General features: G+C 69.5%; 23 protein-coding genes. 11 read left to right on the plus strand and 12 right to left on the minus strand.

What is annotated here, in order from left to right; all coding sequences use genetic code 11:
• Positions 1–169 precede the first annotated feature (169 nt).
• From FHG54_RS07000 to FHG54_RS07015, 5 genes are all read left to right on the plus strand, one after another.
• A complete protein-coding gene (locus FHG54_RS07000; protein WP_139416636.1) occupies positions 170–1,153 on the plus strand; it encodes a Gfo/Idh/MocA family protein in 984 nt (327 codons plus the stop codon).
• A 57-nt stretch (positions 1,154–1,210) separates the two neighbouring features.
• Positions 1,211–1,633, plus strand: coding sequence for a hypothetical protein (locus FHG54_RS16755; protein WP_233437896.1), 423 nt, complete (start codon positions 1,211–1,213; stop codon positions 1,631–1,633).
• On the plus strand, positions 1,633–2,760 hold the full coding sequence (locus tag FHG54_RS07005) for a D-alanyl-D-alanine carboxypeptidase/D-alanyl-D-alanine-endopeptidase (protein WP_233437897.1): 1,128 nt from the start codon (positions 1,633–1,635) through the stop codon (positions 2,758–2,760). The genes FHG54_RS16755 and FHG54_RS07005 overlap by 1 nt, the downstream gene beginning before the upstream one ends.
• A gap of 102 nt (positions 2,761–2,862) precedes the next feature.
• On the plus strand, positions 2,863–3,465 hold the full coding sequence (locus tag FHG54_RS07010) for an isochorismatase family protein (RefSeq protein WP_139416637.1): 603 nt from the start codon (positions 2,863–2,865) through the stop codon (positions 3,463–3,465).
• 14 nt (positions 3,466–3,479) lie between these two features.
• Positions 3,480–4,271: an alpha/beta fold hydrolase gene (locus FHG54_RS07015; RefSeq protein WP_139416638.1), complete on the plus strand. Its 792-nt coding sequence runs from the start codon at positions 3,480–3,482 to the stop codon at positions 4,269–4,271.
• 7 nt (positions 4,272–4,278) lie between these two features.
• On the opposite strand, the gene FHG54_RS07020 is transcribed toward FHG54_RS07015, so the two are convergent.
• From FHG54_RS07020 to FHG54_RS07055, 8 genes are all read right to left on the minus strand, one after another.
• Entirely contained in the window at positions 4,279–5,484 is a 1,206-nt protein-coding gene (locus tag FHG54_RS07020) for a metallophosphoesterase family protein (RefSeq protein WP_139416639.1), read from the minus strand.
• Positions 5,485–5,599: 115 nt separating this feature from the next.
• Positions 5,600–6,748 (minus strand): 3,4-dihydroxyphenylacetate 2,3-dioxygenase, encoded by a 1,149-nt coding sequence (gene hpaD / locus FHG54_RS07025; protein WP_139416640.1) that lies wholly within the window; start codon positions 6,746–6,748, stop codon positions 5,600–5,602.
• A 32-nt stretch (positions 6,749–6,780) separates the two neighbouring features.
• A complete protein-coding gene (hpaE, locus tag FHG54_RS07030; protein WP_139416641.1) occupies positions 6,781–8,277 on the minus strand; it encodes a 5-carboxymethyl-2-hydroxymuconate semialdehyde dehydrogenase in 1,497 nt (498 codons plus the stop codon).
• A gap of 54 nt (positions 8,278–8,331) precedes the next feature.
• Entirely contained in the window at positions 8,332–9,018 is a 687-nt protein-coding gene (locus tag FHG54_RS07035) for a GntR family transcriptional regulator (RefSeq protein ID WP_233437898.1), read from the minus strand.
• Positions 9,018–10,529, minus strand: coding sequence for a fumarylacetoacetate hydrolase family protein (locus FHG54_RS07040; RefSeq protein ID WP_139416643.1), 1,512 nt, complete (start codon positions 10,527–10,529; stop codon positions 9,018–9,020). The genes FHG54_RS07035 and FHG54_RS07040 overlap by 1 nt, the downstream gene beginning before the upstream one ends.
• Before the next feature lie 76 nt (positions 10,530–10,605).
• Positions 10,606–11,478, minus strand: coding sequence for an HpcH/HpaI aldolase family protein (locus FHG54_RS07045; protein ID WP_139416644.1), 873 nt, complete (start codon positions 11,476–11,478; stop codon positions 10,606–10,608).
• On the minus strand, positions 11,463–12,224 hold the full coding sequence (locus FHG54_RS07050; protein WP_415858824.1) for a fumarylacetoacetate hydrolase family protein: 762 nt from the start codon (positions 12,222–12,224) through the stop codon (positions 11,463–11,465). The genes FHG54_RS07045 and FHG54_RS07050 overlap by 16 nt, the downstream gene beginning before the upstream one ends.
• 243 nt (positions 12,225–12,467) lie before the next feature.
• Complete coding sequence (locus tag FHG54_RS07055; protein WP_139416646.1) at positions 12,468–13,088, minus strand: biotin transporter BioY; 621 nt, start codon at positions 13,086–13,088, stop codon at positions 12,468–12,470.
• Positions 13,089–13,229: 141 nt separating this feature from the next.
• Between FHG54_RS07055 and FHG54_RS07060 the strand changes: the two genes are divergently transcribed.
• The 4 genes from FHG54_RS07060 (at position 13,230) to FHG54_RS07075 (ending at position 17,286) form a co-directional block, all read left to right on the plus strand.
• On the plus strand, positions 13,230–13,526 hold the full coding sequence (locus tag FHG54_RS07060; RefSeq protein ID WP_139416647.1) for a hypothetical protein: 297 nt from the start codon (positions 13,230–13,232) through the stop codon (positions 13,524–13,526).
• Positions 13,527–13,772: 246 nt separating this feature from the next.
• Positions 13,773–15,203: a glyceraldehyde-3-phosphate dehydrogenase gene (locus tag FHG54_RS07065; RefSeq protein ID WP_420837424.1), complete on the plus strand. Its 1,431-nt coding sequence runs from the start codon at positions 13,773–13,775 to the stop codon at positions 15,201–15,203.
• A 50-nt stretch (positions 15,204–15,253) separates the two neighbouring features.
• Entirely contained in the window at positions 15,254–16,429 is a 1,176-nt protein-coding gene (locus FHG54_RS07070; RefSeq protein WP_139416649.1) for a thiolase family protein, read from the plus strand.
• A 68-nt stretch (positions 16,430–16,497) separates the two neighbouring features.
• A complete protein-coding gene (locus tag FHG54_RS07075) occupies positions 16,498–17,286 on the plus strand; it encodes an SDR family NAD(P)-dependent oxidoreductase (protein ID WP_139416650.1) in 789 nt (262 codons plus the stop codon).
• Positions 17,287–17,351: 65 nt separating this feature from the next.
• Here FHG54_RS07075 and FHG54_RS07080 read toward each other — a convergent pair whose 3' ends face one another.
• The 3 genes from FHG54_RS07080 to FHG54_RS07090 all read right to left on the minus strand — a co-directional run bounded on the left by FHG54_RS07080 (position 17,352) and on the right by FHG54_RS07090 (position 20,220).
• The gene (locus tag FHG54_RS07080; RefSeq protein ID WP_139416651.1) at positions 17,352–18,362 is read right to left on the minus strand and encodes a hypothetical protein; all 1,011 of its coding nucleotides are present in this window, start codon (positions 18,360–18,362) and stop codon (positions 17,352–17,354) included.
• Positions 18,359–18,694, minus strand: a complete 336-nt coding sequence (locus FHG54_RS07085) for a PadR family transcriptional regulator (RefSeq protein ID WP_139416652.1) — start codon at positions 18,692–18,694, stop codon at positions 18,359–18,361. Before FHG54_RS07085 ends, FHG54_RS07080 begins: the two co-directional genes overlap by 4 nt.
• Before the next feature lie 83 nt (positions 18,695–18,777).
• Positions 18,778–20,220: a helix-turn-helix domain-containing protein gene (locus FHG54_RS07090; protein WP_139416653.1), complete on the minus strand. Its 1,443-nt coding sequence runs from the start codon at positions 20,218–20,220 to the stop codon at positions 18,778–18,780.
• Between the two features lie 129 nt (positions 20,221–20,349).
• Here FHG54_RS07090 and FHG54_RS07095 point away from each other — a divergent pair, with 129 nt between their 5' ends.
• Both FHG54_RS07095 and FHG54_RS07100 read left to right on the plus strand, forming a co-directional pair.
• A complete protein-coding gene (locus FHG54_RS07095; RefSeq protein WP_139416654.1) occupies positions 20,350–22,260 on the plus strand; it encodes a phosphoenolpyruvate carboxykinase (GTP) in 1,911 nt (636 codons plus the stop codon).
• Positions 22,261–22,366: 106 nt separating this feature from the next.
• Positions 22,367–22,753 carry a DUF1622 domain-containing protein gene (locus FHG54_RS07100; protein WP_139416655.1) on the plus strand — a complete coding sequence of 129 codons (387 nt, stop codon included), beginning with the start codon at positions 22,367–22,369 and terminating at the stop codon, positions 22,751–22,753.
• A 43-nt stretch (positions 22,754–22,796) separates the two neighbouring features.
• Here the strand turns inward: FHG54_RS07100 and FHG54_RS07105 are convergent, their stop codons facing one another.
• A complete protein-coding gene (locus tag FHG54_RS07105; RefSeq protein WP_139416656.1) occupies positions 22,797–23,624 on the minus strand; it encodes a hypothetical protein in 828 nt (275 codons plus the stop codon).
• Positions 23,625–23,744 lie beyond the last annotated feature (120 nt).

Raw genomic sequence — 23,744 nt, forward strand, 5'->3', positions numbered from 1 at the left:
CGACGGATGTCGCAGCCGCCCCGATGACACACGAACGGCCCGGGGTCGCCGGGCCGGTCGCTCGCGCTGGAGAAACATCGGGCGCTGAGCTCGACGCTAGCCCGCCGAGGGCGGTCGCCGCAGCACCCAGTACAGGGGCCGCCGCCTCGGCGCCGAATAGGCTGTGCGCATGACTGAACGACTGCGCTGGGGAATTCTTGCGACCGGCGGCATCGCGCACGCCTTCACGAGCGATCTGAAGCTGAGCGGGTTCGCGGTGCAGGCGGTCGGCTCCCGTTCGCAGGGCAGCGCCGACGCATTCGCCGCTGAATTCGGCATTCCGACCGCGCACGGCAGTTATGAGGCGCTCGTCGCCGACCCCGACGTCGACGTGATCTACATCGCCACGCCGCACCCCATGCACGCCGCCGGTGCGAGGCTCGCGCTCGAGGCGGGCAAGCACGTGCTCGTCGAGAAGGCCTTCACGGTCAACGCCGGCGAGGCGCGCGCCCTCGCTGAGCTCGCGGCTGCCAAGGGCCTGCTGCTGCTCGAGGCGATGTGGACGAGGTACCTGCCGCACATGGCACGCATCCGCGAGATCATCGCCGCGGGCACGCTCGGCGAGCTGCGCAGCCTCATCGCCGACCACACGCAACTGCTCTCCGATGACCCGGCGCACCGCATCAACGCGCTCGAACTCGGCGGCGGGGCGCTGCTCGACCTCGGCATCTACCCGATCTCGTTCGCATGGGACCTCTTCGGCGCGCCGGTGACGACCTCGGCATCGGCCACCTTCAAGTCCACGGGCGCCGACGCGCAGGTGGCCGTCGTCTTCGGCTACGACGGCGGGCGCATGGCCGTGACCCTGTCGTCAAGTGACGCGAAGGGGCCGAACACCGCGGTCGTACTCGGCACCGAGGCCCGTATCGAGATCGACCACGTGTGGTACACGCCGACGACCTTCCGAGTCATCGCCACCGACGGCGCGCTGCTCGAGGAGTACCGCTCGGAGGTCGTCGGCCGCGGCATGCAATTCCAGGCCGAGGCGGTCGAGCGACTGGTCGCGGCCGGCACACTCTCCGGAGACCTGCTGCCGATCGACGAGACCGTGGCGATCATGGCGTCGCTCGACGAGGTGCGCCGGCAGATCGGCCTGGTCTACCCGGGCGAGTGAGGCCCGATGCAGTGCATGGTCAGCTTGTCTTGAGGATGGCTCGCGTAGGCTTTTCGGGTGATCGACGAGACGGATGCCGCGGGGGAGACCCCCGACGACGGTGACCTCTCGGGCGGAACGTCAGCGACCGACGCCGCCGACGGAACGTCAGCGACCGACGCCGCCGAGCCGGCCGAACCGCCGAAGGCGGGCGTGCTCACCGCGATCGCCGCATTCGCGCGCACGCACCGACTGCCGCTCATGATCGCGGGCGGCGTCGTGGCCCTCGGGCTGCTCGGCACCGGCGCGGTCGTGGCCGGCGTCGCGGGCAGCGGGGCCGAGCGGCATCCGCTGCGCTCTCGACGTCGACGGCTCCGACCCCGACCGTCGATCCGGCACGCCCGGCACCCGCGGCGGTCGCGACGGCGAGTCGCCTGCGCACCTGCTCCGTCGCCGATCGCGCGGCCGACGGGCGACTCGCGAACTTCCAGGCGCAGGTGATGAACGCTGCCACGGGCGAAGTGCTCTACGACCGGGGCGGCACGACGGCCTCGCGCACCGCGAGCGTCATGAAGGTGCTGACGAGTGCTGCCGCCCTCTCGGTGCTCGGCCCCGACTACCGAGCGGCCACGACCGTCGTGAAAGGCTCCGAGCCCGGCTCGGTCGTGCTCGTCGGCGGCGGCGACGTGACCCTCTCGCGCACTTCGACCGGCACCGAGACCGTCTACCCCGGTGCCGCGCACCTCGACGACCTCGCCGCCCAGGTCGAAGCCGCGTGGGCCGCCGACCCGTCGAACCCGCCGCTCACGAAACTGATTCTCGATGCGAGCTACTTCAGCGGCGACGAGTGGGAGCCGAGCTGGGCGCTCAAGGAGCGCGATGACGGGTACATGTCGAACATCACCGCGCTCATGGTCGACGGCGACCGCGACGATCCTGGCGCGAACACGTCGGGGCGCAGCGCCGACCCGGTGGGCCGGGCCGGTGACGCGTTCGCGAGCGAGCTCGGCGGCGTCAGCGTGGTCGAGCGGGGCGTCGCTCCGGCCGGCGCTGCGCAGCTCGGCCAGGTGCAGTCGCCGACCGTCGCGCAACTGGTCGACAAGGCGCTCGTGGTCTCCGACAACACCGTGGCCGAGATGCTCGCCCGGCTGGTCGCGATCGAGACCGGAGCAGGCAACACCTTCGGCGCCATCAACGCCGGCGTGCTGCAGGGCCTCGCCGCCTACGGCATCGACACCACGGGCGTCACCGTGGTCGACGGCTCCGGCCTCTCCGACAACAACGCCGTGCCGCCGTCGTACCTGACCCGCCTGTTCGTGAAGATCAACGCCCGTGAGGGCAATCTCGGCGTGCTCATGGACGGGCTCCCGGTCTCGGGCGTGCGCGGCTCACTCGGCTACGACGACCGCTTCTCGGGCGACAACGCGGTGGCCGACGGGGCGGTGTCGGCGAAGACCGGATGGATCGACACCGGATACACACTGTCGGGCGTCGTACGCGCGCAGGACGGCTCGACGCTGACCTTCGCGATCTACGCCCTCGGCGAGGTCACGGGCGAGGCCAAGCAGGCGATCGACACCCTCGCGACGGGCTTCTACCTCTGCGGCGACAACCTCTCGAACCAGTGAAGGGCTTCGCCGAGCGCTGAACACCGCGCAGCACCCTCGATGACTGGAAGAATGGAGGCAGCGGCCGAGCCGTGCCGCGAATGACGTGCGAAGGAGCGAGCCATGACCCGGGCCCTGTTCATCATCGACGTGCAGAACGACTTCGTCGAGGGCGGTGCGCTCGGCGTCGAGGGCGGGGCCGCCGTCGCCGCCGGCATCACGCGTCTGCTCGAAGCGCACCGCGACGAGTACTCACTCGTCGCGGCATCCCGTGACTGGCATTCGGGCGAGCACGACAACGGCGGCCACTTCGCCGTCGATGCAGAGCCCGACTTCGTCGACACCTGGCCTTCGCATTGCGTCGCGGACACCCCCGGCGCCGAGTACCACCCCGACCTCGACACCACCGGGGTCGACGTGCACATCCGCAAGGGGCAGGGCGTGCCGGCCTATTCGATCTTCGAGGGCACGGATGACGCGGGCGACCGCATGAGCGACGTGCTCGCCGCCCGCGGCATCACCGACATCGACGTCGTCGGCATCGCCACCGATCACTGCGTGCGGGCGAGTGCGCTCGACGCGGTGGAGCACGGGCAGCACGTGCGGATCTTCACCGACCTCGTCGCGGGCGTCGCGGCCGAGTCGTCGGAGGCCGCCCTCGCCGAGCTCGGCCACGCCGGCGTCGTCATCGCCGATTCGACGGTGCTCGCCGGGGCCGCCTCGTGAGGCAGGCGGGGTCGATGCCGACGCCGACGCTCCATGCCGAAGCCCCGGACGGGGTGCTCATCGGGTATCGGGTGCACGCGGCATCCGTCGACCCATCCGTCGAAGCACGCAGCGAGACGGATGCCGCGCTGCCGCCCGTGCTGCTCGTGCACGGCTTCGCCTCCGACGCCGCGATCACGTGGGAGACCACCGGCTGGGTGCGCGCCCTCGACGACGCGGGCCGATCGACGATCACGGTCGATCTGCGCGGGCACGGCTCGAGCGACAAGCCGGTCAACCCCGAGTCGTATGCACCCGAGCTGCTCGGAGCCGATCTCGTCGCCGTGCTCGATTCGGTCGGCGTCGAGGCCGTCGACATCGTCGCCTACTCCATGGGCAATCGCGTCGTCTCGGCGCTCGCGACGAGCGCCGCCGAGCGGGTGCGCCGGGTCGTCGTCGGAGGCGCAGGGCCGAACGAGCTCTTCGCGTCGTGGGCGATCGACGATGCACGAGCGGTGCTGCTGCGCGACGAGGCGCCGCGCGACCCCGTGATCGAGCAGGTACTGCGCCCGGCGATCGAGTCCGGCGCAGATCGTGAGGCGCTGCTCGCGGTCATCGAGGGTGTGTCGGGAGCGCCGCTGTCGATTCCGGGCGGCATCCCCGTGCTCTTCGTCGCGGGTGAGAACGACCCGGTGCCCGCCGGGGTGCAGGAACTCGCTCGCGAGTGGGGCGCGGACTTCGTCTCGGTTCCCGGTCGCGACCACGTCTCAACACTCACATCGCGTGCGTTCAAAGCCGCGGCGATCGCCTTCCTCGCCGAGGCGTGACCGCGCGTCAGATCGCCGCCTGCTTCGGCGCGAGCGGCGTCGGCTCCATCGGCTGGTCGTCGGCCGTCAGATCGATGCCGAGGTCGCGCGCGTAGACCACGCGCGTCGCGATGTCGACCTCCTCGCCCGACTGCGTGAGTTCGAAGACGCGGCCGCCGCGCATGCGGTTGCGCTCATCGCCGGACAGGCCGTACGCGCCGAACCCGGTGCCCGGCGCGTAGCCGAGCAGCACGCGGTAGTAGTTGCCCACGTAGTCGTTGATGTGGTCGTGTCCGACGAAGACGCCCTTGACGTCGCCCCGCTCGAGGATCGCGTTGTACATGCCCGAGTTGAAGGGGCCCGGGCACTCGTCTTCATTGCGCTCGCCGACGATGGCGTGACGGGTGCGCCCGCGCGCGGCATCCGCTTCGGTGCGTGTGTCGACGCCGCCCCACCACATGAATCGGTGTTCCCAGAGCGCGATGTGGATGAACATGAGGCCCGGCACCTTGCGCCGGAACCGCTTCTCGAGCCGCTGCGACTCACCGCGGTACCACGACACCTGGTCCATGCGCAGCCAGTCCCAGGTCGGGTAGCCGGTGAAGTCCTGTCCGTCGATCGCATCGGGCGCGTAGCGTCCCGAATCGAGGAGCCAGAGGGTGAAGGCAGTGCTGTTGCCGCGGCCCGCCGTGCGGATCGGCACGATCGTGTTGCCGGTTCCGGTGACGCCCGCGATGTTCTCGGCATTCATGTTGTAGTCGTAGCTGCGGTAGAAATCGAGCATCATCGCCTCGTCGACTCCCGACTGCGGCAGCGAGTCCTCGTCGTGGTTGCCATACGTGACGGCCCAGGGGATGCCGCGGCTCTCCATCGGCCACACGACGTTGTTGATCGCCTGCTTGACGGCGAGGCGGGTCTCGCAGCCGCCGGTGATCACGTCGCCGTTGATGAGCACGAAGTCGGGGGCCTCGGCGTCGAGGGTCTTCTCGATCAGTTCGACGGTGCGCCGGTCGGTGAGCTCGTCGTCTTGCGTGTCATTGAACTGCACGACCTTGAAGGTGCCGTCGTCGTGGAAGCGCAGCTTCGGCGCCCTGGCCCGCGGACTGCCGGTGGCGCCGCGCTCGGCGTCGCCGGATTCCGCGTGCGCGGCCGTCGGGAGCGCGGCGGCGCCGAGCACGCCGAGTCCTCCGGCGGTGAGGATCGTTCTGCGGCTGACGGGCGACTTCTCTGGCATCGGTCGTTCTCCTGTTCGTCGGGCGGCGCGGCAGGGGCGCCGGAGCAGACGATAGGCACGGCGGATGACCCGTGGGCGACCGGAAGATGAACGGTTCCGTCGATACTGCGTACGGCTACAGCGTGTTGCCGAGCTTGAAGCCCTGTTCCTCGTCGCCCTTGCGGGTGTACGAGAAGCCGTCTGCGCCGATCGTGACCGCCATCTCGGAGTCGTCGGTGCGGGCGACCACGGCCGTCGGGTTGCCGTCGAGGTCGAGCACGAGCGAGGCATCCGTGTACCAGGAGGGCACGACCGGGTTGCCCCACCAGTCGCGACGCTGATTGTCGTGCACGTCCCACGTGACGACGGGATTGTCGGGGTCGCCCGTGTAGTAGTCCTGCGTGTAGATCTCGACGCGGTGCCCGTCGGGGTCGCGCAGGTAGAGGTAGAACGCGTTCGAGACGCCGTGGCGGCCGGGGCCGCGCTCGATCGCGTCCGAGCGGCGAAGCGCCCCGAGCTTGTCGCAGATCGCGATGATGTTGTGCTTCTCGTGCGTCGCGAACGCGACGTGGTGCATGCGCGGGCCGTCGCCGCCGGTCATGGCGGTGTCGTGCACGGTGGGCTTGCGCCGCATCCAAGCAGCGTAGGTGGTGCCCGCCTCGTCTTGGATGTCCTCCGTGACGCGGAAGCCGAGGTCCTCCATGTACGCGACCGCACGGGGTACGTCGGGCGTGACCTGGTTGAAGTGGTCGAGGCGCACGAGCGCTCCGGGCGTGTAGAGGTCGTAGCGCCAGGCGAGCCGCTCGACGTGCTCGACGTCGTAGAAGAACTCGTAGGGGAAGCCCAGGGGGTCTTCGACCCGCACCGAGTCTCCGATGCCCTTCGTCCAGCCCGATGCGCGTCGCTCGACGCGGCATCCGAGTTCGGTGTAGAACGCGACGGCCAGGTCGAGGTCTTCGGGACTGCGCACGCGGTAGCTGAACGCGGCGACCGCGGCGACGGGGCCCTTTCGGAGTACGAGGTTGTGGTGGATGAACTCCTCGAAGGATCGGAGGTAGACGGTGTTCTCGTCCTCCTCCGTGACGACGAGGTCGAGCACCTCGGCATAGAACGTGCGGCTCGCTTCGAGGTCGGTGACGACGAGCTCCATGTACGCGCAGCGCAGGATGTCGGGGGCGGGCGACTTCGGCGTCGGGATGCGGTTCACCGGCGCGGGCACGGGATCGGTGTCGGTCACGACCGGTTCGGGTGCGTCCGGCGTGATGACGGGTTCTGGGAGTTGCATGTCGGCCTCCTGGTCGGGCGGGCAGTCGGTGGTCAGCGAGCGGTGCCGAAGCGCGGCGAGTGCGCCTCGTTCAGCGTGATGTGCACCGCCTGCTGGTCGGTGTAGAAGTCGATCGAGCGATATCCGCCCTCGTGGCCGAGGCCCGACGCCTTGACGCCGCCGAACGGCGTGCGCAGGTCGCGCACGTTGTTCGAGTTCAGCCACACCATGCCGGCCTCGACCGACTGGGCGAAGGTGTGCGCGCGCTTCAGATCGTTCGTCCAGATGTAGGCGGCGAGGCCGTAGCGGGTGTTGTTCGCGAGGGCGAGCGCCTCCTCATCGGTGTCGAACGGCGTGATGGCGACGACGGGCCCGAAGATCTCCTCCTGGAAGATGCGAGCGTCGGGCGAGACATCCGCAAAGACCGTTGGGGCGACGTAATTGCCGGTGTCGAGGCCCTCGGGGCGCCCGCCTCCCGCGACGAGTCGGCCCTCGCTCTTGCCGATCTCGACGTAGCGCATGACCTTCTCGTAGTGCTCGGGGTGCACGAGCGCGCCGACCTCGGTCGCCGGGTCATGCGGGTCGCCGACGACGATGTTCTTCGCACGGGCGGCGTAGCGGGCCACGAAGTCGTCGTAGACCCCGCGCTCGACGAGCACGCGTGAGCCCGCGGTGCAGCGCTCGCCGTTCAGCGAGAAGACGCCGAAGACGGTCGCGTCGAGGGCGGAGTCGAGGTCGGCGTCGGCGAACACGACCGCGGGGGACTTGCCGCCGAGCTCCATCGAGAGGCCCTTCAGGAAGGGCGCTGCGTTGCCGAAGATGATCTGGCCGGTGCGGCTCTCGCCGGTGAACGAGATGAGCGGCACATCCGGATGCTTCACCAGCGCGTCACCCGCTTCTTCACCGAGGCCGTTCACGAGGTTGAAGACGCCGTCGGGTACGCCGGCCTCGCGGAAGATCTCCGCCCAGAGCGATGCAGAGAGCGGCGTGAACTCGGCGGGCTTCAGCACCACGGTGTTGCCCGTCGCGAGCGCAGGGGCGAGCTTCCACGACTCGAGCATGAACGGCGTGTTCCACGGTGTGATCAGGCCGGCGACGCCGATCGGCTTGCGGTTCACGTAGTTCACCTGGCGGCCAGGCACCTTGTAGGCGTCGTCGCGCTGGGCGACGATGAGGTCGGCGAAGAACCTGAAGTTCTCGGCGGCGCGCTGCGCCTGGCCGAGCGCCTGTGTGATCGGCAGTCCCGTGTCGAAGGTCTCGAGCTCGGCGAGCCGGGCGTCACGCGCTTCGACGAGGTCGGCGATCTTGTGCAGCACCCGCGAGCGCTGACGGGGGAGCAAACGAGGCCAGGGCCCATCGTCGAATGCGCGCTTCGCTGCGGCGACGGCGAGGTCGATGTCGGCCTGCCGGCCCGCGGCGGCCTGCACGTAGGTCTCGTTCGAGACGGGGTCGAGCACGTCGAACGTCTCGCCGCCGACCGAGTCGACGAACTCGCCGTCGATGAAGTGTCGGATGCGGTCGGGCAGGCCCTCGGGGATGTAGTGCGTCATGTCATGCTGCTTTCGGTTGTCGGGTGTGCGTCGACGAGGTCAGGGAACGAACGGTCAGGCGGGTGCGGGGTGCGGATGCCTCGCCTGGTACGCGAGCACTGCGTCGAGGGTGGCGGTGCGGTGCCGGCGCGCGGCGAGTTCGATGTCGAGCGGATCGGCGCCCTGCTCGATGAGCTGCAGGATGCGCTCGTGCTCCTCGACCGATTCGTGCGCGCGCCCCGGCACGAAGCTGAACGACGAGTCGCGAAGCGCCCTCATGCGACTCCAGCCGCGCTGCACGAGGTCGAGGATGTGCGGGTTCGGGCACTCCTCGAAGAGCACCGAGTGGAACTCCAGGTTGAGCCCGGTGAAGCGATGCGGGTCGAAATCTTCGAGCGTACGACGCATCCGCTCGTTGATCTCGCGCGCCCGGCCGATCTGCTCGGGAGTGACGAGCGGTGCCGACAGCGCAGTCGCGGAGCCCTCGACGAGCGCAAGCGTCTGCATCGTGTGCAGGTACTCGGTCTCGTTGATGAGGGCGACCTGGGCGCCGACGTTGCGCTCGAACGTGACGAGTCCCTCGGCTTCGAGCAGCCGGATCGCCTCGCGCACCGGCACGACCGAGACGTCGAGTTCGCGCGCGATGGCACCGAGCACGAGCCGGTACCCGGGCACATACCGACCGTCGTCGATGCGCGTGCGAAGGAAGCGGTAGGCCTGCTGGGACTTGCTCTCGGTCGCGCTGGCGGCGTGGGCGGGCATCATGCCTCCTTCGCCGCCCGGTAGCGGGCGAGCCATTCGGCGTTCATGGGGAACAACCCGTCGACGGATGCCCCGGCGGCGACCTGCTCGGCCACGAACGCGTCGCGCTGCTCGTGCTCGAGTGCCTCGTCGAGCACCTCCTGGGCGAGCTGCGGCGGGATCACGATGACGCCGTCGCCGTCGCCCACGATGACGTCGCCCGGCTGCACAGCGGCGCCGCCGCAGGCGATCGTGACATCGATCTGCCACGGCACGTGACGCCGCCCCAGCACCGAGGGATGCGCACCCTGCGAGAACACCGGGATCTCGAACCCGGCGACGGCATCGAAGTCGCGGACGCTTCCGTCGGTGACGATGCCCGCTGCGCCGCGCACCTGCGCGCGAAGGGCCAGCACATCGCCGACGGTGCCGGTGCCGCGCTCGCCGCGGGCCTCGACGACGAGCACCTCGCCCGGCTGCACCGTGTCGAATGCGAGCTTCTGCGCGTTGAAACCGCCGCCGTGGCTCGCGAAGAGATCGGGCCGGAACGGGATGAACCGGAGCGTCTTCGCCAGTCCGATCATGCGATCGCCGGGATGGTTCGAGGAGACGCCCTCGATGAAGATGTCGTGATAGCCGCGCCGTCGCAGTGCCGCCGAGAGGGTCGCGACGGCGACGCGGCCGAAGCTCTCGCGCAGTTCGTCGGTGAGCGTGAAACCGGGTTCGGCGCTCGGTGCCGCCGAAGGCGCGGGCGCCGACGCCGGTGCCGACGCGCGCCCCGCTGCGACCGCGACGGCGAGCGCTTCATCATTGCCCCACGCCTCGACGCGCTGGCGATCGTCGGTCGCCGGCGACGTGCCGAAGTCGCCGAACTCGACGTCGCCCTGCGTGATCGTCGTCACGAGTCGTCCGGTGCTCGGCGCGCCGGGAGCGCCGGGGGCATCGACCTCGACTTCGACGACATCGCCGGGCAGCACGACGGAGGAACCCGCGGGCGTGCCCGTGAGGATCACGTCGCCGGTCTCGAGGGTCATGAGCTGCGAGAGGTCGGCGACGAGCCGGCCGAACGAGAAGAGCAGGGTGTCCGAGGTGTCCTCCTGCACGAGCTGCCCGTTCACCCAGGTGCGCACGCGCCAGTCGCCTTCGCCGATGCCGGCGACCGGGATCGCGACCGGACCGATCGGCGTGAAGCCGTCGCCGCCCTTCGAGCGCACGTTGGAGCCCTTGTCGGCCGCCCGCAGGTCGTAGATGCCGAAGTCGTCGGCTGCGGTGACGGATGCCACGTGCTGCCAGCCCTCGGCAGGCGAGACGCGCCGCGCGGGGTCGCCGATGACGATCGCGATCTCTCCCTCGAAGGCGAGCAGTTCGGTACCCGCCGGGCGTTCGAGCGTGCCCCCGGTGGGAGCGAGCGACGACGCGGGCTTCAGGAAGTAGCTCGGCTGGGCGGGCGTGCGACCACGCTGCGCGGCCCTCGACGGATAGTTGAGGTGCACGGCGATGATCTTGCCGGGGGTGGGGATGCCGAAGGCCATTGACGTCCTCGTCTCTCGATATTTGAAATCATATACGATCAGGAAGGGCGGTGTCGAGCGGTGAACGCGTGGGCGGTCAGTAGTTCGCGCGGGGCTTCGACGGCGTGCCCGCGGGGCCGGGCGCAGGGACATTCGTCGTGACATTCGTCGCGGTATCCGCTGCGTCTTCGCTCCGGATGTAGCGGTCGGCCAGCGCCTCCGAGGCGCGGGCGACGATCGCGACATCCGCCCCGACGGCGACGAAGGCGGCGCCCGCGGCGAGGTAGCGATCGGCATCCGCGGGCGCGAAGGCGTTGACGCCGACGGGCGTGCCTGCGGCGGCGCCGGCGCGGATCGAGCGCAGCACGCCCTCGACGACGTCGGGGTGCGACGGCTGTCCGAGGAGCCCCATCGAGGCGGCGAGGTCGGCGGGGCCGACGAAGAGGGCATCGACGCCGTCGACGGCTGCGATCTCGGGGGCGGCCTCGACGGCGGCGGCGGACTCGATCTGCACGGTGAGGCTGATCGTCGACGAGGCATCCGGCAGGTAGCGGTCGACGCGATTCCAGCGTGACGAGCGTGCGAGCGAAGCCCCGACCCCGCGTACGCCGCCCGTCGGATAGCGAACGGCGCGGGCGAGCTCGGCAGCCTGGGCGGCCGAGTCGACCATCGGCACGAGCAGGTTCTGCACCCCGAGGTCGAGGTACTGCTTGATCACGATGGCGTCGCCGATCGGCGGGCGCACGACGGGTGCGACGGGATACGCCGAGACCGCGTAGAGCTGCGAGAGGATCGATTCGAGTCCGTTGGGGGAGTGCTCGGCGTCGATGAGCACCCAGTCGAGGCCGCTGCCTGCCGCGAGTTCGGCCATGATCGGGCTGCCGGAGCACACCCACATGCCCACGAGCGGGCGATCGGATGCCGCGATGCGGGCCGTGAGCGTCTGGGGGAGGGTCATTCGAATCGGCATGTCACGGTTCCCAGCTGCCCGTAGTCGGCGTGCACGGTGTCGCCGCGCTCGACCCACATCGGTCGGGTGAACGACCCTGCGAGGATGATCTCACCCGCATCCAGGGCCTGGTCGTGCTGGGCGAGCTTGTTCGCGAGCCAGGCGACGCCCATCGCGGGGTGGCCGAGCACCGCGGCGGCGACGCCCGACTCCTCGATCGTCTGATTGCGCGAGAGCAACGCCGAGACCCAGCGAAGGTCGACGGCGTCGACCTTCACGGGCCTGCCGCCGAGCACCATGGCTCCCATCGCCGCGTTGTCGGAGATGGTGTCGACGATCGTGCGTCCCTCCATCTCGATGTGCGAGTTCAAGATCTCCAGCGCCGGCACCACGTAGGCTGTGGCGTCGAGCACGTCGAAGATGGTGGTGTTCGGGCCGGCGAGGGGCTCGGCGAGCACGAAGGCGAGCTCGACCTCGATGCGCACGTTCGAGAAGCGGTCGAACTCGACGGATGCCCCGGAGTCGATGACCATGTCGTCGAAGATCACCCCGTAGTCGGGTTCGGTGATGCCGGTGGCGACCTGCATGACCTTCGAGGTCAGCCCGATCTTGCGCCCGACGGGACGGGCGCCCGCCCCCTTGCGACGCTCGGCCCAGAGGCTCTGCACGGCGTAGGCGTCGTCGACGGTCATCTCGGGGTGCCTGGCGGTCAGGAGCGGCACGGTGGTTCGATCGCGGTCGGCGACGAACAGTTCGTCGGCGATCATGGCGATGCGATGTGGCTCGAGCACACTGCCTCCTCATCATCAAGGGTCCCCTGAATCGTATACGATGTCGCCGCCAAGCTGCAGCTCAGCTGTTCATGCGGAAGGCACCTGCCGGGTCAGCCGGTCGCTGCAGGCGATTCGCGGTCACACGTCGAAATACCGGTGCGTAGCCCGGAATCGCCTGCACGGTGCATGTCGCGCCGCGCGCGTCAGCGCGCCGCTCGCGCCAGCGTGACGCTCGCGTCAGCGCGACGCGCGAGGCGGGAGCCGGTCGGCGGCCTTCCAGGCGAGCGGCAGGAGCACGGCCGCGATCGCCGTCTTGACGACGCCGCCGATGAGGAACGGCGTGAAGCCGGCGGCCAGCACCGACGCGAGGTCGTTCGGTGCGCCGACGGAACCGAGGAACACCGCGAGCCACGGCAGGCCGATCGCGAACGTCGACAGCGTGCCGGCGCCGAAGCAGGCGAGCGCCTTCCACACCGTGCGATCCCACGTGCGCCCGGCGAGCCATCCGGTGAGCGCGGCCGCCACGATGAAGCCGATGATGTAGCCGCCGGTCGGCCCGGCGAGCACGCCCCAACCGCTCGACGCCTCGCTGAACCACGGGATGCCGGCCACGCCGAGCGCTGCGTACGCGGCGAGTGCGAGGCCGCCGCGAACCGCGCCGAGCGCCGAGCCGACGAGGAGGACCGCGAGCGTCTGCCCGGTCACGGGAACCGGCCACAGCGGCACGTACAGCTGCGCGAAGAGGCCGACGAGCGCGGCGCCCGCGACGACGAGCACGACGTCGGTGGCGACACTGCGAGGCAACACCCGGTCGGCGAGCACGAGACGTCGGGGAGCGGGCGGGGCGAGTACGGTCATCGGTGTTTCCTCTTCGATCGGCGGATGTCTCGGCCAACGCTACGGTTCGGCGGCGCGCCGGTTCCGGCCGTGCGATCAAAAGAATCTGCGCGGATCTTGTACGGGCGAGGACGCCGGTCGCCGTCACGGCAGAATGGACGGGTGAAGACCACTCAATTGCGCAGTTACGTGATCGTCGACGGACTCTACGAGGAGTTCATCGCCTGGTGGAGCGACACGATGCCCGCACTGCGCGCCGCGACGGGGTTCACCGTCGAGTTCGCCTACGGCTCGGCCGAGACGAACGAGTTCGCGTGGGCGGTCAGCGTGCCCGGCGACGCCGAAGAATTCGAGCGAGTGGATGTCGCGTACAAGACGTCGCGCGAACGTGCGGCGGTCTTCGAGGGCCTTCCCGACCGCATCGCGTCGATGCGGCTGTCGTTCATCGAGACGTACTGAGGCCGTCGAGCCGTACAGATCGGCGGGTCTGCGCGCGCGAGTTCGACCCGGTGTACAGGGTGCCCCAAGCGGGGCATCCGTAGAATCGAAGCATCCCCGATGACACTGCGGTCGTGGCTGCCCACCGGCGCCCGTCCGCGACGACCCTGGTCGACCTGCCCTGCTCGGCCCAGAAGGACGATCGTGAGCCACGAGTTCGACGCACGCCGTACGGAATGGATCGCCAGAGAAGAGCTCGCCGAGCGGATGATCCCGCTCATCGGCGGCCTCTACCGCAACTACGGGGTGGTCACCTCCATCCACGGCCGGCGGCTCATCAACCGCTCTCCGATCGCGCTGCTGAAGGCCCATCGCTTCGCCCGACAGGCCGGCGACGTCGAACTCGATCTCGCCGACACCATGCGGGTGCTCGAGGTGCTGCGCGAGATCGCGCCCGGCCCCGCCTCGATCGACGTCGCCCGTCTCGTGGCACGCTACGCCGACGCCGTCGGCGAGGGCGACGCCCGCGAGCTCGCCGATTTCGTGCGTGACGAACTCATGCCCGTCATCGCGGCAGAGGGCGAGCCCGAGGCATCCGGCACCGATGTCGTGCTCTACGGCTTCGGGCGCATCGGGCGCCTGCTCGCCCGCATCCTCATCGCGCATTCGGGAAACGGCAGGGGGCTGCGCCTGCGCGCGATCGTCGTGCGCAAGGGCTCCGACAACGACCTCGTCAAGCGAGCAAGCCTGCTGCGGCGCGATTCGGTGCACGGCCCGTTCGCGGGCACGATCGAGGTCGACGAGGAGGCGAACACGATCCTCGCGAACGGCACGCTCATCCAGGTGATCTACTCGAACGACCCCGCTTCGATCGACTACACCGCCTACGGCATCCACGACGCGATCGTCGTCGACAACACCGGTCGCTGGCGCGACGAGGCCGGGCTCTCGCAGCACCTGCAGTCGACGGGTGTCGCGCGGGTGCTGCTCACGGCACCCGGCAAGGGCGCGATCAAGAACATCGTGCACGGCATCAACCACGCTTCGATCGCCGCCGACGACCGGATCCTCTCGGCGGCGTCGTGCACGACGAACGCGATCACGCCCGTGCTGCAGGCGATCGACGATGCGTATGGTGTGGTGCGCGGCCACGTCGAGACCGTGCACTCGTTCACGAACGACCAGAATCTCATCGACAACTTCCACTCGGGCGACCGGCGCGGGCGCTCGGCGGCGCTCAACATGGTCATCACCGAAACCGGTGCGGCCAAGGCCGTCGCGAAGGCGCTGCCCTCGTTCGCCGGCAAGCTCACGGGCAGCGCGATCCGCGTTCCGACGCCCGACGTGTCGCTCGCGATCCTGAATCTGCAGCTCGAGCGGCCCGCGTCGAAGACGCAGCTGAACCGATACCTCCGCCAGGTCTCGCTCACGTCGCCGCTGCGCCAGCAGATCGACTACATCGAGTCGCCCGAAGTGGTCTCCACCGACTTCGTCGGCTCGAACCGTGCCGGCATCGTCGACGGGCTCGCGACGATCGCCGACGGCACCGACGCGATCGTCTACGTCTGGTACGACAACGAGTACGGCTACTCCTGTCAGGTCGTGCGCGTCATCGAGGCGATGGCCGGCACGCACCCCGTCGTGCTGCCCGAGCGGCAGCCGGTCGCGCTCGAGCGCGAGGCCGTGGCAGCGGTCTGAGTCGCTCTGCCGTTGCGGAGTCTCTCCGGCGCCGGCCGTAAGCTGGGCACATGAGCAGAGAAGCCGTGATCGTCGACGTCGTCCGCACCCCGGTGGGGCGCGGCAAGCCCGGGGGACTCCTGTCGGAGATCCACCCCGTCGATCTCCTTGCAGGGGTGCTCGACACCCTCGTGAACCGTCACGACCTCGATCCTGCACTGATCGACGACGTGATCGGCGGCTGCGTCAGCCAGATCGGCGAGCAGAGCTACAACATCACGCGCAACGCGGTGCTCGCGGCGGGCTTTCCGGAGCAGGTGCCCGGCACCACGATCGACCGGCAGTGCGGTTCGAGCCAGCAGGCGGCGACGTTCGCCGCGCAGGCGGTGCTCGCCGGGCACGCCGATATCGTCATCGCCTGCGGCGTCGAGTCGATGAGCCGCGTGCGGCTCGGTTCGAGCACGGCGGGCGCCGACCCCTACGGTTCGCGCATCCGCACCCGGTACCCCGACGGGCTCGTGAACCAGGGCGTCTCGGCCGAGCTCATCGCCGCGAAGTGGGGCTTCGACCGGGGCGAACTCGACGCCTTCGCCGCGCGATCGCACGAGCTCGCCGCTGCCGCACAGGAGTCGGGCGCGTTCGCGAGCGAGGTCGTGCCCGTTCCCGGCGTCGACTCGCTGACCGACGAGACCGTGCGGCCGGGCACTTCCAGCGAATCGCTCGCCGGGCTGAACGCGGCGTTCCGCACCGACGAACTCGCCGAGCGGTTCCCCGAACTCGACTGGCGCATCACCCCCGGCAATTCCTCGCCGCTGACCGACGGCGCTTCTGCGGCCCTCATCATGAGCGCCGAACGTGCCGAACAGCTCGGCTTCACGCCGCGAGCGCGGTTCCGGTCGTTCTCGGTCGTCGGCAGCGACCCGCTCTACATGCTGACGGGCGTGATTCCCGCCACCGAGAAGGTGCTCGCGCGCGCCGGCCTCGGCCACGACGACATCGACGCCTACGAGGTCAACGAGGCGTTCGCGTCGGTGCCGCTGGCGTGGTTGCGAGACACCGGGGCGGATGCCGCGAAGCTCAACCCGCGCGGCGGCGCCATCGCCCTCGGGCACGCACTCGGCTCGAGCGGCACGCGGCTGCTCGCCACGCTCGTCAACCAGCTCGAGGCCACCGGCGGGCGCTACGGGCTGCAGACGATGTGCGAGGGCGGCGGCATGGCCAACGCCACGATCATCGAACGCATCTGACGTACGAACGCATCTGACGTACGAACGCATCTGACGCGCGGGCGAACGCAACGACGTAAGGACTTCACATGGAACTGGGCGGCGCATCGGCGATCGTCACCGGCGGGGCCTCAGGCCTCGGGCGCGCCACGGCGCGGGCACTCATCGACGGCGGGGCATCCGTCGTGCTCGTCGACCTGCCCGGCCCTCGCGGCGAGGAAGCCGCGGCGGAGCTCGGTGATCGAGCACGTTTCGTCGCAGCTGACGTCGCGAACGAGGCCCAGGTGCAGGCGGCGGTCGACGCGGCATCCGCTCTCGCGCCGCTCCGCGTCTGCGTGAACTGCGCCGGCATCGTGACGGCGAACCGCACGGTCGGCCGCGACGGCCCGGCGCCGCTCGAGGCGTTCGAGCGCACGATCAGGGTGAACCTGATCGGCACGTTCAACGTGACGCGCCTCGCCGCTGCGGCGATCGCTGCGACCGAGCCGGTCAGCTCGGCGCTGCCCGGGGGCCCCGGCACCGCCGAGCGCGGCGTCATCGTGAACACCGCATCGGTCGCCGCGTTCGACGGGCAGATCGGGCAGGCGGCCTATTCGGCTTCGAAGGCCGCGGTGGCCGGCATGACGCTGCCGATCGCGCGCGACCTGTCGAAGCTGCTGATCCGCGTCGTGACGATCGCTCCCGGAATCTTCGAGACGCCGATGATGACGGGCATGACCGACGAGGTGCGGGCCTCGCTCGAGGCGCAGGTGCCGCACCCCTCGCGCTTGGGGCACCCGACCGAGTACGCGTCGCTCGTGCGCTCGATCATCGCGAACCCGATGCTGAACGGCGAGACGATCCGCCTCGACGGCGCCATTCGCATGCAGCCGAAGTAGGTCGGCGAGCAGACTGCGGGCGGATGCCGCGGCATCCGCCCGCAGTACGCGGAACTCGGTTCGCGTCAACGAATCGTGCGGCGCGGGCTGCGGTTGCCCGGGAAGTCGAGCGTGCCGCGCCCGCCGCCACGTGCCGCCTTCACGAGGCCGTCGATCGCGTCCCAGGCGCAGAGACCGACCACAATTGCGACGAAGAGCACCGAGAGCGCCCGGTCGGCGTCGGTGTCGAGGTACGGGTCGACCGCCGCGACGAACTCCGGGCTGAGCAGCATGCCGCCGACGAAGAGCCAGATGACCGGCACGGCGAACGCGACGTTGAGCAGCACATTGACGAGCGCGTTCGTCCAATTCCAGTCGCTGCGGTAGATCCAGACCGCGAAGGCGGCCTCGAGCACGAGGAGCACGAGGAGGTAGGGGAGCCAGAAGCTCCACAGGGCTGGATCGAGCACCGGGATCGGCTGCCGCTCGCCGCCCAGCCAGACGATGCCGAAGTGCTGCCACACGAGGAAGACGACGGCAAGCGCGAGGAACGACAGGCTCGCGATGAGGTCGCTGCGCCGATGCGGGCGCCGCACGTCGGGGAGCTGCGGCAGGCGATCCGGCGTCCAGCCGAGGTGCGCCTCCGTGCCGGTTGCGGCGGCGGTCCGTTCGATCACGGCGAAGACGAGTGTGACCCAGAATGCCACGTGCAGGGCCACGGAGATGCCCACGCCGATGGCCGAGCCGATGACCTCCCAGCCGCCGCCTGCGATGACGAGACCGAGAGCGGAAACCGCTGTCGCGGTGGCGGGGACGAACGACTCGAGGAAGATCAGCAGGCGCTTCCAGGTGAGGAAGTAGCGCGGGCCGATCAGCACGAGCGGCCGGTCGCTGTAACTCGCCGTGAGCACCGCGGGGTCGCCGAGCTCGACGAGGGCGTCGTACTCGGCTGTTTCGGGTGTGGATGCCCCGGAATCGACGCGAGCGTCGACGGTGTCGGCGATGCGCTCCGAGAGATCTCGCGAGAACTCGGTGCGCTGCGCTTCGGGCAGCGTGCGGGCGGCGGCCCAGACGTAGCGGTCGGTGAGGGTGGTCATCGTTCGTCTCCAGTGGTGAGTCGTGCGAGGGCGTCGTCGATGCGGCGCCAGTCGGTGGTGAGTGCCTCGGCGAGGAGCTCGCCGGCGGGGCTGGTGCGATAGAACTTGCGGGGCCGGGCCTCTTCGGTGTTCCACTCGCTCGTGAGCAGCCCCTGTTTCTCGAGCCGTCGCAGCAGTGGATACAGCGTGTTCGCATCGACGAGGATGTCGAGCTCGTTCAGGGACTCGAGCAGCGCGTAGCCGTAGTCGGGCGTTCGCAGGCGCATGAGGCACGCCAGCACCACCGTGCCGCGGCGGAGTTCCTGCAGGTGACTCGCGGTCGTTTCGTCCATGCATCACACGATACTGTTTGACACACACTATTGCAACAGAAGCTTCATAGTGCATTGAATGGCGGGCATGCGCCGGCGGCGGTCTACTCCCCGGCGTGCGCCTCGAGGAACCGGTACACCGCGGAGTCGTCGACCCCCGGAAACGTGCCAGACGGCAGCGGCGACAGCACGTGCGCGTGCAGCCGGGCGCTCGGCCATGCCCGGCCGGTCCATCGCTCGGCGAGTTCCGCCGGTGCACGACGGCAGCACGACTCTTCCGGGCACGTCGACATGGCGCGATGCGCGGTCTCGCGGCCGCGGAACCACTTCGCCTGGGCGAACGGCACGCCGACCGAGATCGAGAACTCCGCGGCATCCGTTCGCCCGGTCTGGGTCGCGCACCAGAACGTGCCCGCGGGCGTGTCGGTGTACTGGTAGTTCTCGGTCGTGCGGTTCGTGTGCTCGAACGCGGTGCGCGCGCTCCACTTCTTGCACACCCACTGGCCCTCGATCGAGCCGGTCACGTCGCTCGGCAGCGGCAGCCCGTCGTTCTCATACCCCTTCATCAGGGCTCCATCGCCCGCGACCCGCAGAAAGTGCACGGTCATGTCGAGATGCGAGGTGCCGAGATTCGTGAAGCGCAGCGCCGCGGCCTCGTGCGTGACGCCGAACGCGTCGCGGAAGTCCTCGATCGCGAGCCGCTTCTCCTTCTTCGCAGCCTGCAGGAACGAGACGGATGCCTCGCGCGGCATGAGGCAGGCGGCGGCGAAATAGTTGATCTCGAGCCGCTGCCAGAGGAACTCCGCGTAACTTCCGGGGCGTTCGTGCCCGAGCAGCCGGTGCCCCATCGCCTGCAGCGCCATCGAGCGCAATCCGTGGCCGCCGGGAATCGAGGCCGGCGGGAGGTAGATGCGCCCGTTGGCGATGTCGGTGATCGACCGCGTCGAGTCGGGCAGGTCGTCGACGTAAAAGAGCTGGAATCCGAGGCGTTCGGCCATGACGCTCACCTCACGGTGTGTGACCGCGCCCGAACGATGGCCGGAGGCGTGCACCTGCTCTTCGGCGAGCTGCTCGATGTCGGGGAGGTAGTTGTCGCGTGCGCGCATCCGTGCGCGCAGCTCGGTATTGGCGCGCCGCGCCTCCTCAGGGGTCGCGATGGCTTCGCTCGCGCGCCGCTGCAGCTCCTGGTGGAGGCCGACGATCGCCTCGAGCGACTCGTCGGTGATGCCGCGGCCCGGGCGAATCGCCGGGAGTCCGAGGCTCGCGTAGAGCGGGCTTGACTGCGCCCGACCGAGCTCGAGTTCGAGGGCGGCGCGCCGACTCGGCGCTTCGCGGGAGAGGAGGTCGGCGAGCTCGACGTCGAGCGCCGTCGCGAGGGAGTCGAGCAACGAGAGCTTGGGCTCGCGCTTGCCGTTCTCGATGAGGGAGAGCTGACTCCCGGCCATGCCCACTGCCTCGCCGAGCTGATCGAGGGTGAGCCCTCGCTCGCCGCGAAAATGCCGGATGCGTTGACCGAGGGTCGCGAGATCGGGGGAGCCTGCCTTCATGGCTTAAGAATAGCGAAAGATCGAGCATTCTTAAGCAGCGAATCGAGCGAACGGATGCCCCGACTGCGCGCATTCTTGAAGTACGAACAGAATCCGGCTCCGGTCGGCACCAACTGTGAAGGGACGACGATGACCATCTCCGAGTTCTCGACTGGCGCGGCCTCGACCGGCGCGGCCTCGACCGGCGCGGCCTCGACCGGCGCCGAGGCATCCGATGCTGCCGGTGACGTCGTTCGCGGCACCACCGACACCGCCCTGCGTGCGTGGGTGCACGAGATCGCCGCCCTCACCAAGCCCGACGAGATCGTCTGGTGCGACGGCTCGAAGCACGAGGCGGACCTGCTGACGAAGCAGCTCGTCGCCGAGGGCAAGCTCATCAAGCTGAACCCGGAATGGCGGCCCAACAGCTTCCTCGCGCGCACCGACCCGAAAGACGTCGCCCGCGTCGAGGACCGCACCTTCATCTGCTCGACCTACGAAGAGGATGCCGGCCCCACCAACAACTGGCGCGACCCCCGCGAGATGCGTGAAGAGTTGACCGACGTCTTCGACGGGTCGATGAAGGGCCGCACGATGTATGTCGTGCCGTTCTCGATGGGTCCGCTCGGCGGACCCATCTCGCAGCTCGGCGTCGAGATCACCGACTCGCCGTACGTGGTGCTCTCGATGGGCATCATGACCCGCATGGGCGATGCCGTCTACCGCCTCATCGAAGCCGGGGAACCGTGGGTGCGCACCGTGCACTCGGTCGGCTACCCGCTCATCGACGGCGTCGGCCACCGCCGCGCCGAAGCCGACTGGCCGTGCAACGACACGAAGTACATCGTGCAGTTCCCCGACTCGCGGGAGATCTGGTCGTACGGCTCGGGCTACGGCGGCAACGCGCTGCTCGCGAAGAAGTGCTTCGCGCTGCGCATCGCAAGCGTCATGGCGCGCGACGAGGGCTGGCTCGCCGAGCACATGCTGCTCATCAAGATCACCTCGCCCGAGGGGCGGTCGTACCACGTCGCCGCCGCGTTCCCGTCGGCGTGCGGCAAGACCAATCTCGCGATGATGCGCCCGACGATCCCCGGCTGGAAGGTCGAGACGATCGGCGACGACATCGCCTGGATGCGCCCCGGCGGCGACGGCCGCCTCTACGCGATCAACCCCGAGGCCGGATTCTTCGGCGTCGCACCGGGCACCGGGGAGACCACGAACCCCACGGCAGTGCAGACCCTCTGGGGCAACACGATCTTCACGAACGTGGCACTGCGCCCCGACGGCGACGTCTGGTGGGAGGGGCTCACCGATACGCCGCCGGCCCACCTCATCGACTGGGAGGGCAACGACTGGACGCCGGACTCGGGCCGACCCGCTGCGCACCCGAACTCCCGCTTCACGGTCGCCGCCGCCCAGTGCCCGCAGATCTCCGACGACTGGGACGCCCACGACGGCGTGCCGATCGACGCCATCCTCTTCGGCGGACGCCGCGCCACGAACGTGCCGCTCGTGGCCGAGGCGCGCAGCTGGAAGCACGGCGTGTTCATGGGTGCCACGATCTCGTCGGAGCAGACCGCTGCCGCCGAGGGAACCGTCGGCGAACTCCGCCGCGACCCCTTCGCGATGCTCCCGTTCTGCGGCTACAACATGGCCGACTACTGGGGGCACTGGGTGAAGATGGGCCGCGTCCTCGGCTCGAACGCACCGAAGATCTTCCAGGTCAACTGGTTCCGCAAGGGCGCCGACGGTTCGTTCCTCTGGCCGGGGTTCGGCGAGAACTCCCGCGTGCTCGAGTGGATCGTCGGTCGCATCGAGGGCACGAGCGACATCGTCGAGACGCCGATCGGCCTCGTGCCGGCAACCGGCTCGCTCGACCTCGAGGGCATCGAGATCTCGGATGCCGCGCTGGAGCAGCTCTTCCGTGTCGACCGTGATTCGTGGCTGTCCGAATGCGATCTCACCGACGAGTACTTCGGCCGGTTCGGCGACCGTGTGCCCGCGGCGCTCCGAGCGGAGCTCGCGAGCCTGCGCTACCACCTGGCGCACCAGAGCGACTGACCTGCGGCGAAGCGCTCCGCGATCTCGCGGAGCGCTTCGCCGCGCATGCGGCACGCCTGACCGGACCCCGCGCTCGCTCGCGCTACCGTGTGCGCGAGGAGGCGCCATGGAATTCGGCAGCATCATCGAATCGGTCGGCGAGGTCATCGACGTGCTCGGTGTCGTAGCGATCGTGGTCGGCGTCGTCTATGCGGCCGTCGACGCCGCGGTTCGCGGCCTCCGTCGGGTGAGCCCGGTGTACACACGGTTCCGCCGGGTGCTCGGTCGGGCGATCCTGCTCGGCCTCGAACTGCTCGTCGCCGCCGACATCATCAAGACGGTCGCGGTCACGCCGACACTGGACTCGGTCCTCGTGCTCGCGATCATCGTGCTCATTCGAACGTTCCTCAGCTGGTCGCTCGAGCTCGAGATCTCGGGCCGGTGGCCGTGGCAGAAGCGTGCCGTGTCCGACGACGGCGACGAACCGGCGCTCGCGAAATCCGAGGCGAGCTGACGCGTCGGGCAGGCTTCGCGGTCGTCACGCCGGTCACGCGCGATCAGGCGACGTGCGGCTCGTCGAGACGGCCGAGCAGGCGCAGCATCGCGCCGGGCACGTAGCGGAACTCGATCGTGCCGCTCGCACCGGGTTCGGTCGGGCCGATCCAGGTGCTCGAGCCCTCGTGCACTCGCACCCAGCCGTTCTCGAAGAGCACGTCGGTGCCGATCACGAAGGCCATGGCCGGGGTCTCACCCTGTCGCACCGCGATCGAGCCTTCGAAGGTCTGCGTCGCCGAGGCATCCTGGTCTGGTCGGCACTGCACGCCCATGAGCGGTCGTGCGATCGGCGTGGCGAATCCGGTGACCTCGAACGGGCTCGCCGTGGCGGCATCCGCGACGACGCCGAAGTTCACGCTCGTGGAGACGAGACTGAGCGAGGCCTGGCCGTCGAGCACGAGCCGGCTCGCGACGCGGAAGCGATAGAAGAGGCGGCCCGACTCCCGCGCGGGTGGCAGCACGGCGAGGCTCGCCCAGTTCCGCGACCAGGCGAGGGGCTCGCCCTCGCGGTTCGGCGGGTCGTAGAGGCTCGCGGTGAGCCGTACGGCTCCGTCAGGTTGCGCCGGAGCCGACTGGAGTGCGGAACGCCCCCGGTCGCCGTCGGGCATGACGTCGCGTACCGCCGTGAACGCCGGAAGTCGCAGGGGCTCCCAGTGCCGGAGCCAGCCCTGGATGCCGGACTGCACGCGGTCGAAGGAGTCGCCGAGACCGTTGCGGGTCGTTGCCGTCTCGGTGTCGTCGGTGGCACCGGGCAGTTCGTCGATGAACTCGACGGGCAGCTCGTCGAGCCGGCTGAGATCGCGTTCGCGCGCGACGGTTGCGATGGTCATGATGGTCCTCCGTGGAGCAGGGGCTCGTGGCATCCGGATGGGATGCAGGAGTTCACGCTACGAACGACGGGCCCGTGCGCCATCCGAGCAAGCACTGAGATTCACTCGGGTTCGCCCTGA

Source organism: Agromyces laixinhei (genome assembly GCF_006337065.1).
In the GTDB taxonomy this organism is placed as follows: Bacteria; Actinomycetota; Actinomycetes; order Actinomycetales; family Microbacteriaceae; genus Agromyces; species Agromyces laixinhei.